This window comes from Paraburkholderia sp. J41, from assembly GCF_905220235.1.
In the GTDB taxonomy this organism is placed as follows: Bacteria; Pseudomonadota; Gammaproteobacteria; order Burkholderiales; family Burkholderiaceae; genus Paraburkholderia.
Window position 1 is genome coordinate 226,308 of sequence record NZ_CAJMZE010000007.1, and the last position, 15,209, is coordinate 241,516.

Sequence of the window (15,209 nt, forward strand, 5' to 3'; positions counted from 1 at the left end):
CATCGCCGCGCATCTCCCTATGCCGGCGCAACGGGAAATGCGAAGAAAAGCGGGCCGCGGACGCGGCCCGTTTCGTTACCGCCGGTCGAAACGAATGCGGCGTTGCCGCTCAGAAGCGAATACGGCGTTGCCGCTCAGTGCGGCACCGGCGTGCCGCCGATCAGGAACGGCGCAAGGTCGATGTCGAACGGCGCGGCCACGCCCTGCACGAGACTCGCGACGATACGCGCCATCGCCGGGCCGGCCGTGAAGCCCATCCACGGAAAGAAGTTGATGTAGAAGCCCGGAATGCCGGGCACCTCGCCCACCACCGGCTTCCAGTCGTCCGTGCCGTTGACCACGGCGGCCCAGGTGCGCACCACGCGCAGCGAGGCGAGCGCGGGCACGGCCGCCAGCGCCACGGCCATGTTGCGCGCGAGCGAGTCGGGGTCGGTCACGGCGTGTCCGCGCGGATGCCAGCGCGCGGGCCAGCCGCCGCCGATCAGCACCGAGCCCGCGCCGTTCTGCTTGAGCGTGAGCTTTTCGCCGGCCGAATAGACGAGATGCGCGATGAACGGATCGACGCGCTCGGTCACGGCCACCTGGATGGCGAAACCCTGCACCTCGAGCTTCACGCCAAGCAGCGCCGCGACGTTGCCCGCGTTGGCGCCCGCCGCGTTGATCACGCGCCGCGCGCGCAGCCCGCCGCGCGGCGTCTGCACGGCGAAGCCGTCGCGCTCGCGCACGAGGCCCGTGACCGGCATGTCGCGCTCGATGCGCACGCCCAGCGCGCGTGCCGCGCGCGCATAGGCGAGCGTGGCGGCGAGCGGATTGGCCTTGCCTTCGTCGGGACAGAAGGCGCCGCCGATCACGTTGTCGGCGAGATACGGCGCGATCGCGCGCACGCCCGCGCGATCGAGCAGCCGCACGTCGAGCCCCTGGCCGCGCTCGACCTCGGCCTTGGCGGCGATCTCGGCCATTTGCCTCTGCGTGGTGGCGACCAGCAGGCCGCCCTTGAGCGCGACTTCGAGCGGCTCGCCGAGCAGCGCGTCGAGCCCGCGCCACTCTTCGATCGAACGGCGCAGCAGTCCCACGGTCGGCGCGAATTGCGCCGCCCAGGCCGCGCCCTTGTTGACGAACGGATCATGCGGAATCTGCGCATGCAGACTGCCCGCGTTCGAACCCGACGCCTGCGTGTTGAGTTCGCCGCGCTCCAGCACGGTGACGGACACGCCGTCGCGCGCGAGATAGTAGGCCGTGGCGCAGCCGGCAAGGCCGCCGCCGATCACGATGACATCGCTCATGCGGAAGGAAGGGGACTGCGTCATGGTTGTCGGAGGCGCGCGGGCGGGCTGAACCTGCGCTCAGGTCCGCGGCGGTCGTTGTCGGCCGGATGCATCGACGGGTTGATCGGCTGGGTCGATCGGCTTGCCGTCGACCGGGCGCGCATGCATGTTACGACGCGCCAGAAAAAACGCAAAGGCGGCGGGCAGCACCCGATGCGGCTCGGGCAAGCCCAGCGCGCACGCCGCGCGATACGGGAAGTTGGGATCGGCGAGCAACTCGCGCGCGAGCGCGACCAGATCGGCGTCGCCATGCGCGACGATGCGCTCGGCCTCGTGCGGGTCGGTGATGAGCCCGACCGCCACCGTGGCGATTTGCGCGCCGCGCCGTATCGCCGCCGCGTAGGGCACCTGATGCCCCGGCGTTTCGCGCGCGCCGCCGCTCGCGACCGGCCCGCGAATGCCGCCCGACGAGCAGTCGATCACGTCGACGCCGGCCGTCTTGAGCGCCCGCGCAAGCGCGATGGTGTCGTCGAGCGTGAGTCCGCCTTCGAGGCCGTCGACGCACGACGCGCGAAACCACAGCGGCATGGTCGCGGGAATGGCCGCGCGCACCGCGTGCGCTACGTCCAGCGCGAAGCGCATGCGCGCGTGCGGGCTGCCGCCGTAATCGTCCTCGCGGCAATTCGCGAGCGGCGAGAGAAATGTGTGGATCAAATAGCCGTGCGCGCCGTGAATCTCGATGAAATCGACGCCCGCGCGCACGGCGCGGCGCGCCGCGTTGGCGAACGCTTCGACAATGCGCGCGATCTGCGCCGCACCGAGTTCGGCGGGCGCGGGCCAGCCGGGCGCGTGCGCGAGCGCCGAGGGCGCCACGGTCTGCCAGGCGCGCTCGCTTGCGTCGCGCGCGAGCGGCCCCGCGCCGTCCCATGGCGGCGCGGAACTGCCCTTGCGCCCCGCGTGGCCGATCTGCACGCCGAGCGCCGCGCCTTGCCGGTGATAGATCGCGGCGATGCGCGCGAGGCCGTCGATCTGCGCATCGTCCCAAAGGCCGAGACAGCCTTCGCTGATGCGGCCGTCACGCGTCACCGCGGTCGCCTCCACGAGCGCGGCGCCCACGCCGCCCAGCGCGAGCCGCGCGTGGTGCTCCAGATGCCAGTCGGCAACGCGGCCTTCCTGCGCGCGGTACTGGCACATCGGCGAAACGACGAGCCGGTTGCGCACGCTCAGCGCGCGCCTGGCGAACGGGGTGAACAGCGCGGGCACGCCGCCGCCAGTCTCGCCCGGAAGGTCCGCAACGTCCGGCACGTCCGGCACGTCCCGGACCTTCGGCGCGGCCGGCGCGTTCGCGCTCGCGGGCGATGGCGGCGTGCGCTCAAGCATGCTGGGCGCGGCGCGCGGCGCACTCGCGCACGTAGGCGTCGATCTCGCCGAGGATCGCCATGATGCGCGCGCGGCGTTCGAGACCTTCCTCGCCGAGCGCGGCGAAGGTGGTGAGCGGCGGACGCACGTCGCCGACCGGATAACCGCGTGCGGCCGCGAGCGCCTTCGAGTAGCACTGATGCCCGTAAGTCGGATGGCCTTCGGCAATGATGCGGTCGAACGCGGCGATGCGCTTCTGGATCTCCTTGGCTTCGTCGATCTCGCCCTCCGCCAGCGCGTCCCACAGGCGCGTGGACGCCTCGGGAAGGTAGTTCGCGTACGGATTCACATAGCCGACCGCACCGAGCAGGAAGCATTCGACGGGACGCTCGCCCGCGAACACGTTCATGACGCCTTCGGTCAGCTCGACGATATCGAACACGCGCGCCGCGTCCAGGCTCGCTTCCTTGATATAGCGAACGTTGTCGAACGCCTTCGTCATGCGCGCGACCAGCGCGGCCGACATGTCCACATTGGTCGTCACCGGATTGTTGTAAAGCATGATCGGCAGCGAGGTGGACTCGGAAATCGCGCGGTAATACTCGAAAATTTCGTCGTCGGTCGGCGTGTAGTAATAGGGCGGCACGATCATCAGGCCGTCCGCGCCCAGCGCCTCGGCTTCGCGCGTGTAGCGCACCGCGTTCGCCGTGGAGGCGTTCATGGTGCCCACCAGCACGTCCATGCGCCCGGCCACGTGATTGACGGTCGCTTCCACATAGCGCGTGCGCTCCTCGTCGGTCACAGTGAGGAATTCGCCCGTGGTGCCCAGAATGATGACGCCGGGCGAACCGGCTTCCAGTTGCCAGTCGAGAAAGCGCTTGAGCGCTGCCTCGTCGATCGATTTGCCGTCGTCCGTGAAGGGCGTCACGGTGACGCCGTAGCTGCCGCGGAAGGTTTTGCTCACTGATTGCTCCGATACTCGATTAGGTTGGCAGGCGCCATGCGCACATAAATTCTCGACCCGCAGTGTGGCGGCCGGTGGGTTCCCAGAGCGTTCGCACCCGTTTCGCGGCCCTTTTTGGCTCGCGGAATTAAGGGTTTTCTCGAACGCCCCACAAGAAAATTGCGCCTCGCGCCACAATTTCGCGAAAAACTCGTGACGTTATTTTGTTCACACTGCGCCCAAATGTTAGCATAGCGCACGCTTTTTCAGAAAGCGCTGTACGCCTAAGATTCTTGTTGTACGCGATGCGCACATAACACGAACCGCTACGGGGTCGGGCAGGAAGAAAGATTCGCGCGGGCGCATCTGTCATGGGGATCGATTGGCATTCCTAACCATAGCTTCAATGACAGGGAGTGAAATGGCATGAGAACGATCCGTCGTTTTGCAGCGTTGGCCGGAGCCGCCACGGTGGCGAGCGCCGCGCATGCGCAAAGCAGCGTCACCATCTATGGCGTCATGGACGTGGGCCCCACTTACGTGAGCAACGAAGGCGGCAGCCGCAACATCAAGATGGACGACTCGATCGCCTCCGGGAACCGCCTCGGCTTCAAAGGCACCGAAGACCTGGGCGGCGGCATGAAGGCGCTGTTCACGCTCGAAAACGGCTTCGACGCGCTCAATGGCGAGGCACGCCAGGGCAGCCGCCTGTTCGGCCGCCAGGCCTGGGTCGGACTCGAAACGCCGTGGGCGACCGTCACCATGGGCCGCCAGTACGACCTCATCTACGACTACACCGCGCAATACGCCATGAGCGCGTGGGCGAGCGGCTACGCCACTCACCAGGGCGATCTCGACCGCATGGGCTGGGAGCGCCTCGACAACGCCGTCAAGATCAAGAGCGCCGACTTTCACGGTCTCCAGGCCGGCGCGCTCTACGCGTTCGGCAACGTGGCCGGCAGCTTGCATCAGGACAGCTCCTGGGGTGCGGGTATCCAGTACAACCACGACCGCTATTCGTTCGGCGCGGTCTATCTGCGCATGAACAATCCTTCGGGTTCGAACGCGATCGACCCGTATGCTTCCATGGGCGCATTCACGTTCCTCGGCCAGACCACGGCCGTGCGCGACCCCGCCACCGGTGCCGTCACCGACCTGTATTCGAGCACGCCGCTCGCGATCGACAGCCAGAGCGTGCTGACCGTCGGCGGGAGCTACACGCTGCCCAATCTCGTGCTTGGCGCCGCCTATTCGGACGTCTGGTTCAAGGGATTCGGCACGACCAATACGTTGCGCACCTACGACGTGGGCGCTTCGTGGACGGTGCGCCCTTCGTTCGTGATTTCGGCGGGCTACTTCTACTCGACGTTCGAACACGAGCATTACAACGAAGCGAGCCTCGGCTTCGACTACCTTCTCTCCAAGAGCACCGACGTCTATCTTCAGACCTCTTACCTGAAGACTTCTTCGGGTCTCGACGCCGTGCAGGGTTATCTCTTCACGCCGTCCACCACCAGCACGCAAACCAGCGTGCGGCTCGGCTTGCGGCACCGCTTCTAGAGCCCGGCGGGCCGCGCATCGCGCACGGCCCGCTTTTTATTTCGCATACCGAAATATCGCCGGATGGCTCCCGGCGAGGCGAGGCGTGTAGCGCGCTTTGCGTTGGCGCTTACGCCACGCCCGCCGCTTCGAACCGGTCCGTCGCGTAAGGCGCGAGATCGACGCCCGGCTCGCGGCCGAGCACGATATCGGCCACGATGCGCGCGCTGAGCGGCCCGAGCGTGTAGCCCGCGTCGCCGGGAATCGCCGCATAAAGACGGGGGCGCCCCGGCATCTCGCCGAGCACGCCGCGTCCGTCTACCTTCGCGTTGATGCCGGCCCACGTGCGGATCACCTGGAGCGGCGCGAGCGAAGGCACGAGTGCCTGCGCGAGCGCGAGATTGCCCGCGAGACTCCCGAATTCGACGACGGGTTGCGTTGCGCCCGCATCGAGCCGCGCGGGCCAGCCGCCGCCGATCACCACCTGACCGTTGGCGAGCTGCTTGAGCGTGATCGAGCGCTCGGCGTGCTGCACGAGATGCGAGATGTACGGCGGCGCGGCCTCGGTGATGGTCATTTGCAACGGTTCCGGGTCCACCGGCAACGACACGCCCTGACCTTCCATGAGCGCGCGCGCCCCCGCACCCGCCGCCACGACCACGCGCCGCGCGCGCAGCGGGCCGCGCGCGGTGTGCAGCACGTACCCGGCGCCGTCCGGCTCCACCGCGCGCACCGCGCAAGGTTCTACGACCGTCGTGCCCGCGCGGCACGCCCACGCGCGCACTGCCGCATTGCATTTGAGCGGATTGAGCTTGCCCTCGTCGGCGCAAAGTTCCGCCCCGACGATCTGCGGCCCGAGCCACGGCGCCAGCCGCCGAAGGTCGTCGCGGCCGAGAATTTCGGTGCTGAGGCCCAGTTCGCGCTCGCGCCGGCTTTTGGTCACGAGAAAGTCGAGCTGTTGCGGCGTTTCGGCGACCATCAGGCCGCCCGAAATCTTGAGTTCGAAGTGGCCGCCCGTGGTCGCCTCGAAATCGCGCCAGAAGCGCACCGCTTCGGGATAAAGCGGCAACTGCCGCTCCATGCCCGCCACGCGATGCGGAAACAGCCGCATGAAGCGGCTTTGCATCTGCACATGGAGACTGCCGGCGTTGGCGGTCGAACCGCCGGCAATGGCGGCGTCGAGCACGACGACCTCGCATCCTTCGTGGGCGAGAAAGCCGGCCACGCTCATGCCGACAATGCCGCCGCCGATCACGGCGATGTCGGTGCGCGCGAACGGCAGCGCGCCGCATGCGGGCGCGGCGTCGTGAAGCGATGTCGGCGGGGTCACGTCGGCGGCACTCCGGCGAGTTCGGCGATGGTCACCGGTTTCACCGGCACGCGCGGCGCGAATCCCGACAACTCGTCGCGTTCCCGTCCCGCGCGCGCGCTCACGATCTCGTCGAGAACCGGCGCGCAATATCGGCCCTGACAGCGGCCCATGCCGATGCGCGTGCGCCGCTTGATCGCACCGACGGTCGTGAGACCTTCGTCGAGCGCCGCTTGCAGCGTTGCGAAGCTCACTTCCTCGCAGCGGCAGATCAGCGTGTCGCCGCACGGCGCTTCGGGGCGCGCGAGCGGGCTCGCATAGAGCGTCCATAGCGCCGCCTGGAATTGCCGCGCCTTGCCGAGCGCGCGCGCGGCTTCGGCCTTGGCTCGCGCGCTCACGCCGTAACCGAGCGCCGCCGCGACGGCCATGCCGGTCAGCGCGCCTTGCGCGAGCGCGGCGCGAGCGCCGCCAAGTCCGGTGCAGTCGCCAAGGGCGTAGACGCCCGGCATCGACGTGAGGCCGTGGGCGTCGCACTGCGTGACGAGTTGACGGCGCGCCGCGTCGTATTCGTGCGCGCAGCCGAGCGCGCGCAACAGTTCGTTGGCAGGCTCGAAGCCATAGCCGAGACAAACCGCATCGGCAACAAAGCGCTCTTTGTGCTCCTGGCGCTCCTTGTGCCCGTCAAGCGCGTCGTTCGCGCCGCCCGCGAGCGTGGCGACGAGCCCTTCTGGCCCGGCCGTCACCGCGTCGAGCCATTGCCCGTAGAGCAGGCGCGCGCCGCCCGCGCGCGCGATGCGGCGATAACGCAAGCCTTCGGCGATGAGGTCGGGCGCGCAGCGGCCCATGTCGAGCAAGGTGCGCCAGTCGCGCGCGGCAGGCGCGCGCGCCGCCTCCACGACCGCCAGCACCTGCGCGCCGCCTTCGGTCAGTTCGGCCGCAAGCTGGAGATTGAGCGGACCGTTGCCCGCGATCAGCACGCGCTTGCCGGGCACGCGCCGCGACGTGCGCCAGAGCGTTTGCGCCGCGCCCGTCGTCATCACACCGGGCAGCGTCCAGCCCGGCACCTGCCAGCCGCGCTCGTACGCGCCGGTCGCGACGACGGCGATCTCGGGCAGATAGCGCACCGAGCGCCCCTTTTCCACGGCGACGAATTCGCGCGGCGCGAACGCGCCCCACACGAGCGCGTCGTTGACGATCTGCACGCCCGCGGAGCGCGCCTCGGCAATCAAACGCGCGCCGCGCGCATGCTGCGCGTCGGGGCCCGGCACGCCGGGCGCACCCGTCGCCACGCCGGGCTGTTTGAAATACTGGCCGCCGGGCAGGCTGCGCTCGTCGAGCACGGTGACGGAGGCGCCCGCGCGCGCGGCTTCGAGCGCCGCCGCGATACCGCCCGGGCCAGCGCCGATCACGAGCACCTGCGGGCGACGCACTTCGATGACGGGCGCGCTCTCGCGTGCGCAAGACGCCTGCTCGCCGTGAACGTCGCGCGCCTGGGCGTGAATGGCGATCGGCGCGCGCTGGCTACCCATGCGCACCGAAAGCGGCCGCGAAATCTTCGTCATGCAGGCGCGCTGGTTCGGCACGCCATCCACTTCGACAAGACAGTCCTGGCACACGCCCATGCCGCAAAACATGCCGCGCGGCTGCTCGCGAGGCGTGGTGCGAAAGCGCTGGATGCCATGCGCGACCAGCGCCGCCGCCAGCGTTTCGCCGCGCCGCGCCTGCAATACCTCGCCTTCGAATTCGATCGGAACGGATTCGCTCGTTTCCATGCAAGATCCTGGGGTTGGTTCGCGGCGCTCAGAGCATCGACTCGAGCCGCGTGTTGAGCACGAGTTCGGCCACCACGGCATTATTCGGCAGACACAATAAAAACGCGACCGCCTGCGCCACCGTGTCCGGTTGCAGGCGCTCCGCGCGCGGCGTCACGCCGGCGAGATTGGCGATCAGTTCCGTGTCGACGGCGCCGGGGCACAGCGCCGTGGCGCGCACGCCGTCCGCGTAGCCTTCGAAGCGCGCCGCGTGCGTGAGCGCCATGAGCGCGTGCTTGGTCATCGTATAGCCGATCGAGTCGGTCGGACGGAAGCGCTTGCCGTCCGTCGACGCGATGTTGACCACGCGGCCCCGCCCGCTCGCGCGCAACGCGTTGAGCGTCGCGCGCAGCAAACGCAGCGGCGCCTTCACGTTGACTTCCCACATAGTGTCGAGCGCGCTTTCGTCGCCGCTTGCGAACGGCATCGGCAAAAGCGTGCCCGCGTTGTTCACGAGGGCGTCGAGCCGGCCGAAGCGTTCGAGCGTGGCCGCCGTCCAGCGCGCGGCCGCCGCGCGCTCGCACGCATCGTATTCGCAGACGAGCACGCGCGCGTCGTCGCGCAGCCACGGCAGGTCGAGCGCCGCCGGGCGCCGCACGCCGAGAGAAAGCACGTAGCCTTCTTCGTGCAGACGCTGCGCGACGGCCGCGCCGATGCCCCGCGACGCGCCCGAGAGCATCACCACGCGGCCTTGCGGCGGGATATTCGCATGTACCTCGCTCATCAAAACAGCCCCTGATAAACGCCGCCGTCGTTGACGATGTTCTGCGCGGTCATGAAACCGTTCTGCGCGCTGCACAGGAACGCGATCAGATCGCCGCATTCGGCGGGATCGGCGAAACGCCCGGCGGGGCAATGGCGCAACCGGTCGGCCACGATGGCGTCGTACGTGGTGTTGCCGCGCGCCGCGTGGCCGTGCAGATTGGTGATGAGCGCGTCCGTTTCGAAGAGGCCGGGGCAGACGCTGTTGATGACCACGTTATGCGCGATCAGCTCGCGCGACATCGCCGCTATCGCGCCGGCGAGCGCGAGGCGCGCGGCGTGGCTCGCGGCGAAACCCACCTGCGGAAACTTGATGAAGCTCACGGACATGTTGACGATGCGTCCGAAGCCGCGCTCGCACATGCCCGGCGCGACCGCGCGAATCAGTTCCAGCGACGCGTAGAAGTGCGCTTCCATCCAGCCGTCCCACGCTTCGCGCGAGAGCGTGCGAAAGTCTTCCGGCACCTGGCGCACGCCCGGATTCGCGAGCAGGATGTCGACTTCGCCGGCTTGCGCGAGCAGCGCCGCGCGCCCGGCGGGCGTCGCGAGATCGGTGGCGACGGTCGCGACCTTGACCGCGAATTCCTCGCGCAGCCGCCCCGCCGCGCGATCGAGCCCGGCCTGCGTGCGCGCCGCGAGCGTGAGGTGAACGCCTTCGCGGGCGAGCGCGCGCGCCGCCGCAAAACCCAAACCTTTACTGCCGCCGCACACGATCGCACGGCGCCCTGCAATGCCCAGATCCATCCACTCCCCCTGATGCCTTCGCTTCAACGGCTTGCGCCGCCTTTACCGCTTCGAGCGGCGAATGCGCCGCCGCTCACGCCGTGCGCACCGGATAACTTGTTACGCGCATTCGCGCGCATCGATCGCTTCAAGCGCGCGTCTTGCCGAACGAACCCGCGAGCAAGCGCGGCGGCACGCGAAAGCGCCCGGCCACGTCGCGCCATTGCTCGCGCACGGTGATGACCTCGGCCGCGCCGTTGGCGACCAGCACCGTCTCGGGCAGCAATTGCGCGTTGTAGCGCGCCGCGCTCGATTCGGTGTAGCCGCCCGCATCGAGAAACGCAACGAAGTCGCCGCGCGCAAGCGGCGGCATCTTGCGCTGCGTGCCCAGTTCGTCGGAATTGCAAAGCGGGCCGACCAGATCGACCGTCTCCGTGGCCTCGCGCGCCGTACCGCGCACGGCCACCGCGTGGTAATACCAGTCGAGCGCCGAAGCCCACGAGAGATGATTGGTCGAGAGATCGAGGTTGACCCACTTCTTTTTCTCGCCCTGCTTGATCGCGCCCACGCGTCCCACGGCTACGCCCGAAGGCCCGGAAATCGCGCGGCCCGGCTCGATGCGCAGCTTCGGCAGCGGCAAGCCGAAGCGCTCGCATTCCTCCTTGATGGCCGTGCCGCACAGGCTGCCGTAAATTTCCGGTGTGGGCGCGCGGTCGTCGTCGATCTGCGCGTTCGGGCCCGTGCCGTACCACTTGCCGAAGGTCCAGCCGCCGCCGATGTCGATGCACGGCGGCGTCCAGCCAGTCGCGTCGCGCAGGTGCGCGGACCACTCGATCATTTCGCGCGCCATGATCGCGAAGTTCTCGGGATCGTTGGACATGCGGCTCAAATGAAAATGCGTTTCCTTGAGTTCGATATTCGGCATGCGCTGCGCGCGCTTGACGATCTCCACGGTCTGCTCGCGCGTCATGCCCCATTTCGTCGAGTCGCTTTGCTCCTTGAGCGTGCCCGGCCCGTGCATCGCCACGCCGATGCGGTCGCGCAACGGCTCCAGATCGAGCTTCAGACGAATGCCGATGCCCACGCTGCGGCCGAGCCGCTGCGAAATCGCGTCGATGCGGTCGAGTTCGTCCATGGCGTCGATGTTGATGCACACGCCGTTGGCGATCGCCATGTCCAGTTCTTCGTCCTGCTTGTTCGAGCCGTTGAGCACGAGCTTCGACGGATCGGTGCCCGCGAGCAGCGCGATATACATCTCGTTCACGCCGAAGCAGTCGCCGCCCGCGCCTTCCTGATTGAGGATGTGGCGGATCGCGAGGCCGTTGTTCGACTTGTTGGCGAACAGGATTTCCACTTCGGGGTAATGCGCGAGAAAGCCGTCGCGAAACGCGCGATAACGCTCTCGCAATTCGTTCTCCGAAACGATATAAAGCGGCGCGCCATGCTGTTCCGCAAGCGCCTGCACGTCACAACCGTCCACCCACAGATTGCCGTTCGGCCCCACGCCGATATAGCTGCCGAATCTGGGCGAAAGCGCCTCGTTGCCCGTCGTTTCCTTCATGCTGCGTTCTCCTGATCGTTTCGATTCATTTCCACTCGTTCCGGGTCCATGCGTCTGCCGGGATGCCGCCCGCGATCAGAGCAGACCTTCGGCGCGCAGGCCGCGCTCCAGTCCGGCCAGCGCCGCGCCGTCGAGCGCGCGCAGCGGAGCGCGCAACGCGCCGCCGCCCGGAATGCCGAGCATCGTCATCGCCGCTTTCGTCGACGGATAAAGCGTGCGCCCCTCGCTCGTGAAAAGATCGGTCAGGCGGCGGCCGGTGGCTTGCAGCGCGGCCGCTTTTACCGTTTCGCCCGCGCGCGCGGCTTCGAACATCGTCTGGCCGCCTTCGTCCCACACGTTCGGGAAGCAGTCGATCACGCCGTCGGCGCCCAGTTGAACGGCTGGCACGCCGAACACGGACGACGGGCCGCAGAACACGCGCAACTGGTTTTGCACGGCCAGCAGCGTGGCATGGAAGTTGTTCCAGTCGCCCGAGCTTTCCTTCACGGCAACGACGCGTTCGAGCAGCGCGAGCCGCGCGACCAGCGCGGGCGTAAGCGCATTCACGGCGTTGCCGGGAATGTTGTAGAGCATGACCGGCAAGCCGATGCGCGCCGTGACATCGCGATAGTGCGCGAAAATTTCGTCATCGGTCAGGCGTACGAAATAAGGCGGCAAGATCAACACGCCGTCGCAGCCAATGCGTTCGGCCTCCAGCGTGAGCGCCACCGTGTCGTCGACGCCCACGCAGCCCGTTCCGGCGATCAAGGTGGCACGCGTGCCGATGGCTTCCTTCGCCGCGGCGATCAGGCGCGCGCGCTCGGCGGCGCTCATCGCCCAGAATTCGCCCGTGCAGCCGCCGGCCACGATGCCGGTCGCGCCCAACGCCAGATGGCGTTCGATCGACGCGCCGAGCGCGGCCTCGTCGAGTTGGCCGTTGCCGCGAAACGGCGTGGTGATCGCGGGCATCGCGCCGGACCAGTTGACACTATTTCTGTCCATGTGAAATAAGCCTTGAAAACGAGTCGAAAAAGTCACGCCGCCGCGCGCGAGCGCGCCGGAGCGGCGGCGGCAGCGCCATCGCGATTCAGACGCAAGCCGCTGTCGCGGGCGAATACATGCACATGCGCGAGCGTGACGTCGAACGGCACCTCGTCGCCGGCGCGCATCGCACGCGCGAGCGGCATGTCGCTGGCCACGCGCGCGCACAACGCGGCGCCGCCGCAATCGAGCAGCGCGATGGTCTCGTGGCCAATGGGCTCGACCACCTTCACGCGCGCGCGCAGCGGCCCCGCCCCGAGCGTGATGTCCTCCGGCCGCAAACCCATCACCACCTCCGTGCCCGCCGTCGCGATCAACGCGGAAGACGGCAGGCGCAATTCGAGCCCGCCGGCGCGCGCCACGAAGCCGCTCGCGGCGCGCGCGAGTTGCGCATCGACCAGCGACATTGCCGGCGTGCCGATGAAACCCGCCACGAACACATTGGACGGGCGATAGTAGATTTCGTCGGGCGTGGCGAACTGCTGAAGCACGCCGCCGTTCATCACGGCGATACGCGTGGACATCGTCATCGCCTCCAGTTGATCGTGCGTCACGTACACGGTGGTGGTGCGAATACGCTGATGCAATTCGATCAGTTCGGCGCGCATGTGCGCACGAAGCTTGGCGTCGAGATTCGAGAGCGGCTCGTCGAGCAAAAATACCTTCGGATTCCGAATCAATGCACGGCCCAGCGCCACCCGCTGCTGCTGGCCGCCGGAAAGCTGGCGCGGCTTGCGTTCGAGCAGTGCGTCGAGTTGCAGCAACTGCGCCACACGGCGCTGCATCTCCGGCCATTGCGACCTGGGCACGCCGCGCTTGCGCAGCGGATAGAGGATGTTCTCGGCCACGCTCAGATGCGGATAAAGCGCGTACGACTGAAACACCATGGCGATGTCGCGCTGCGCGGGCGGCAAATCCTGCACCGGCTGCCCGCCGATCGCAATCACGCCCTCCGTGGGTTGCTCTAGCCCCGCCAGCATGCGCAGCGTGGTGGTCTTGCCGCACCCCGACGGACCCAGAAGCGAGACGAACTCGCCCGCCTCGATCTCGAGATTCAGCGACGGGATCGTCACTGTGTCGCCAAACACCTTGCGAATGTTCCTGAAACTGACCGTCGTCATTTGACTGCTCTCCAGATGCCAATGAATGCCTGCGGCGCCGCTTTCATCCTTTCACTCCGCCGGCGCCAAAGCCGCTCGTCAAATAACGCTGCAAGAAAGCGAAAAAGAACAGCAACGGCACGCTCATCATCACGGACGCCGCCATGAGCAACGACCATTCGATGTTGAACGAAGACACCAGCATGTTCATCACGCCGGTGGTGAGCGGCCGCGTCTCGTCGGTATTCACGAGCACGAGCGCATAGAGATACTCGTTCCAGGCGAGGATGAACGTGAACAGCGTGGTCGAGATGATGCCGGGCAACGCCTGCGGCAGAATCACGTCGAAAAACGCGCCCAGCCGGCCCGCGCCGTCCACCAGCGCCGCTGCTTCGAGGTCGTCGGGAATGCCGGCCATGAAAGAGCGCAACAGCCACAGCGCGTAGGGCAGCGCGAACGTCGTATACGAAATCACGAGGCTCGTGAGCGTGTTCTGCAAGCCGAGCTTCACCATCATCAGATAGAGCGGAATGATGAGCACCACGGAAGGCAGCAGGTAGGTGAACAGCACGGCCGTCGCAATGAATTCGCGGCCGCGATAGCGGTAGCGCGCGAGGCTGTACGCGCCGAGCGTCGACACCACCATCACCAGCACCGTGGTCGCGCAGGCGAGCACGAGCGAATTTTCGAAGTACTGAAGAAATGGCGTTTCGACCAGCAGGCGCCGGTAATGCTCGAACGTGACGTGCTGCGGCAGGAACGCCACCGGAAACACGAACAACTCGCTTTGCGGCTTGAGCGACGTGAGCACCATCCAGACCAGCGGAAACACCGCGAGCAGCACGACGAACCAGGTGGCCAGCGAAGTGAGCGCGATGCGCAAACGTCCCGCTTCCATCATGCCTCCCTCGCGCGGCGCGCACGCATCAGATACCACGTCATGAACACCGCCATGACCGCCATCATGCCGATGGCGGTGGCCGAGGCCGCGCCCATCTGGTTCAGCCCGAATGCCTGCTGATACACGAGCAGCGGCAGCGAGCGCGTGCGATTGACCGGTCCGCCGCCCGTCATCAGATAGAGCAGGTCGAACTCCTTGAAGTCCCAGATGATGCGCAGCAGGATCACCACGCCCAGCACCTCGCGCAATTGCGGCAGCGTCACGTCGAAGAAACGGGCGATCGGCCCGGCGCCGTCCATGCGCGCGGCTTCGTAAAGCGCCAACGGAATCGTCTGCAACCGCGCGAGCACGGCGATCACCACGAACGGAAAATACTTCCACGTTCCCACGAGCACGATGCTCAACATCGCATTGGGCATCTCGCCGAGCCAGTTCACCGGGCTGTCGATCAGATGCCACTGCATCAGCACCTGATTGACGATGCCATACAGGTCGTTGAACAGCCAGCGCCATACGAGCACCGCCACGACGGTCGAGACGAAATACGGAAACAGAATGAGTCCGCGCGCGGCCGAGCGAAACACGACCTTTTCGTTGAGCAGCAATGCCACGGCCACGCCGCAGACGATCTGCAACACCAGCGTGCCCGTGGTCCAGATCACCGTGGTGAGGAGGCCGTCCCAGAACGTCGCCGTGGTGAGCATGTCGACGTAGTTCTGCAAGCCGACGAACGACGCTTGCTGGGTCGGCGTGTACACCGAATTCAGCGAAAGCCAGAGCGCATAGCCGAGCGGATAGACGATCGTCGCGAACAACAGCACGACGGCCGGCAGGATCAACAACAGGCCGAGCTGGCCATAGCGCGCATCGAGCGACATGCGCGTGCCGCGCGGCAAGGTCGCAGTAGACATCAGGA

At 67.3% G+C, this 15,209-nt stretch carries 13 protein-coding genes; 1 reads left to right on the forward strand and 12 read right to left on the reverse strand.

From position 1 onward, the window contains the following. Nucleotides 1-134: 134 nt before the first annotated feature. Genes U5805_RS09950 through U5805_RS09960 form a run of 3 tightly spaced genes read right to left on the reverse strand, consistent with a single transcriptional unit; the run spans nucleotide 135 to nucleotide 3,588 of the window. Entirely contained in the window at nucleotides 135-1,307 is a 1,173-nt protein-coding gene (locus U5805_RS09950; protein WP_322103299.1) for an FAD-binding oxidoreductase, read from the reverse strand. 36 nt (nucleotides 1,308-1,343) lie between these two features. Then, nucleotides 1,344-2,645 (reverse strand): NADH:flavin oxidoreductase/NADH oxidase, encoded by a 1,302-nt coding sequence (locus tag U5805_RS09955; RefSeq protein ID WP_322103300.1) that lies wholly within the window; start codon nucleotides 2,643-2,645, stop codon nucleotides 1,344-1,346. Then, nucleotides 2,638-3,588, reverse strand: coding sequence for a dihydrodipicolinate synthase family protein (locus U5805_RS09960; protein WP_322103301.1), 951 nt, complete (start codon nucleotides 3,586-3,588; stop codon nucleotides 2,638-2,640). Before U5805_RS09960 ends, U5805_RS09955 begins: the two co-directional genes overlap by 8 nt. A gap of 405 nt (nucleotides 3,589-3,993) precedes the next feature. Here U5805_RS09960 and U5805_RS09965 point away from each other — a divergent pair, with 405 nt between their 5' ends. Further along, a complete protein-coding gene (locus tag U5805_RS09965; protein ID WP_322103302.1) occupies nucleotides 3,994-5,127 on the forward strand; it encodes a porin in 1,134 nt (377 codons plus the stop codon). A 109-nt stretch (nucleotides 5,128-5,236) separates the two neighbouring features. On the opposite strand, the gene U5805_RS09970 is transcribed toward U5805_RS09965, so the two are convergent. The 9 genes from U5805_RS09970 to U5805_RS10010 form a co-directional block, all read right to left on the reverse strand. Further along, entirely contained in the window at nucleotides 5,237-6,436 is a 1,200-nt protein-coding gene (locus U5805_RS09970; RefSeq protein ID WP_322103303.1) for an FAD-dependent oxidoreductase, read from the reverse strand. Next, nucleotides 6,433-8,187 (reverse strand): FAD-dependent oxidoreductase, encoded by a 1,755-nt coding sequence (locus U5805_RS09975; RefSeq protein WP_322103304.1) that lies wholly within the window; start codon nucleotides 8,185-8,187, stop codon nucleotides 6,433-6,435. The genes U5805_RS09970 and U5805_RS09975 overlap by 4 nt, the downstream gene beginning before the upstream one ends. Before the next feature lie 28 nt (nucleotides 8,188-8,215). Further along, nucleotides 8,216-8,950, reverse strand: a complete 735-nt coding sequence (locus U5805_RS09980) for an SDR family oxidoreductase (protein WP_322103305.1) — start codon at nucleotides 8,948-8,950, stop codon at nucleotides 8,216-8,218. Further along, on the reverse strand, nucleotides 8,950-9,732 hold the full coding sequence (locus U5805_RS09985) for an SDR family oxidoreductase (protein ID WP_322103306.1): 783 nt from the start codon (nucleotides 9,730-9,732) through the stop codon (nucleotides 8,950-8,952). The genes U5805_RS09980 and U5805_RS09985 overlap by 1 nt, the downstream gene beginning before the upstream one ends. A 127-nt stretch (nucleotides 9,733-9,859) precedes the next feature. Continuing rightward, on the reverse strand, nucleotides 9,860-11,272 hold the full coding sequence (locus U5805_RS09990) for a diaminopimelate decarboxylase (protein WP_322103307.1): 1,413 nt from the start codon (nucleotides 11,270-11,272) through the stop codon (nucleotides 9,860-9,862). Nucleotides 11,273-11,347: 75 nt separating this feature from the next. Next, complete coding sequence (locus U5805_RS09995) at nucleotides 11,348-12,253, reverse strand: dihydrodipicolinate synthase family protein (RefSeq protein ID WP_322103308.1); 906 nt, start codon at nucleotides 12,251-12,253, stop codon at nucleotides 11,348-11,350. Nucleotides 12,254-12,285: 32 nt separating this feature from the next. Further along, nucleotides 12,286-13,413, reverse strand: coding sequence for an ABC transporter ATP-binding protein (locus U5805_RS10000; protein ID WP_322103309.1), 1,128 nt, complete (start codon nucleotides 13,411-13,413; stop codon nucleotides 12,286-12,288). Between the two features lie 43 nt (nucleotides 13,414-13,456). Further along, entirely contained in the window at nucleotides 13,457-14,293 is an 837-nt protein-coding gene (locus U5805_RS10005; protein ID WP_322103310.1) for a carbohydrate ABC transporter permease, read from the reverse strand. After that, on the reverse strand, nucleotides 14,290-15,204 hold the full coding sequence (locus tag U5805_RS10010; protein WP_322103311.1) for a sugar ABC transporter permease: 915 nt from the start codon (nucleotides 15,202-15,204) through the stop codon (nucleotides 14,290-14,292). The genes U5805_RS10005 and U5805_RS10010 overlap by 4 nt, the downstream gene beginning before the upstream one ends. Nucleotides 15,205-15,209: the final 5 nt, after the last annotated feature.

What these genes read in the sequence shown, in the direction of transcription:
- U5805_RS09950 (WP_322103299.1), bottom strand. Translation starts at nt 1,307, where the DNA reads ATGACGCAGTCCCCTTCCTTCCGCATGAGCGATGTCATCGTGATCGGC.
- U5805_RS09955 (WP_322103300.1), bottom strand. Translation starts at nt 2,645, where the DNA reads ATGCTTGAGCGCACGCCGCCATCGCCCGCGAGCGCGAACGCGCCGGCC.
- U5805_RS09965 (WP_322103302.1), top strand. Translation starts at nt 3,994, where the DNA reads ATGAGAACGATCCGTCGTTTTGCAGCGTTGGCCGGAGCCGCCACGGTG.
- U5805_RS09975 (WP_322103304.1), bottom strand. Translation starts at nt 8,187, where the DNA reads ATGGAAACGAGCGAATCCGTTCCGATCGAATTCGAAGGCGAGGTATTG.
- U5805_RS09980 (WP_322103305.1), bottom strand. Translation starts at nt 8,950, where the DNA reads ATGAGCGAGGTACATGCGAATATCCCGCCGCAAGGCCGCGTGGTGATG.
- U5805_RS09985 (WP_322103306.1), bottom strand. Translation starts at nt 9,732, where the DNA reads ATGGATCTGGGCATTGCAGGGCGCCGTGCGATCGTGTGCGGCGGCAGT.
- U5805_RS09990 (WP_322103307.1), bottom strand. Translation starts at nt 11,272, where the DNA reads ATGAAGGAAACGACGGGCAACGAGGCGCTTTCGCCCAGATTCGGCAGC.
- U5805_RS09995 (WP_322103308.1), bottom strand. Translation starts at nt 12,253, where the DNA reads ATGGACAGAAATAGTGTCAACTGGTCCGGCGCGATGCCCGCGATCACC.
- U5805_RS10000 (WP_322103309.1), bottom strand. Translation starts at nt 13,413, where the DNA reads ATGACGACGGTCAGTTTCAGGAACATTCGCAAGGTGTTTGGCGACACA.
- U5805_RS10005 (WP_322103310.1), bottom strand. Translation starts at nt 14,293, where the DNA reads ATGATGGAAGCGGGACGTTTGCGCATCGCGCTCACTTCGCTGGCCACC.
- U5805_RS10010 (WP_322103311.1), bottom strand. Translation starts at nt 15,204, where the DNA reads ATGTCTACTGCGACCTTGCCGCGCGGCACGCGCATGTCGCTCGATGCG.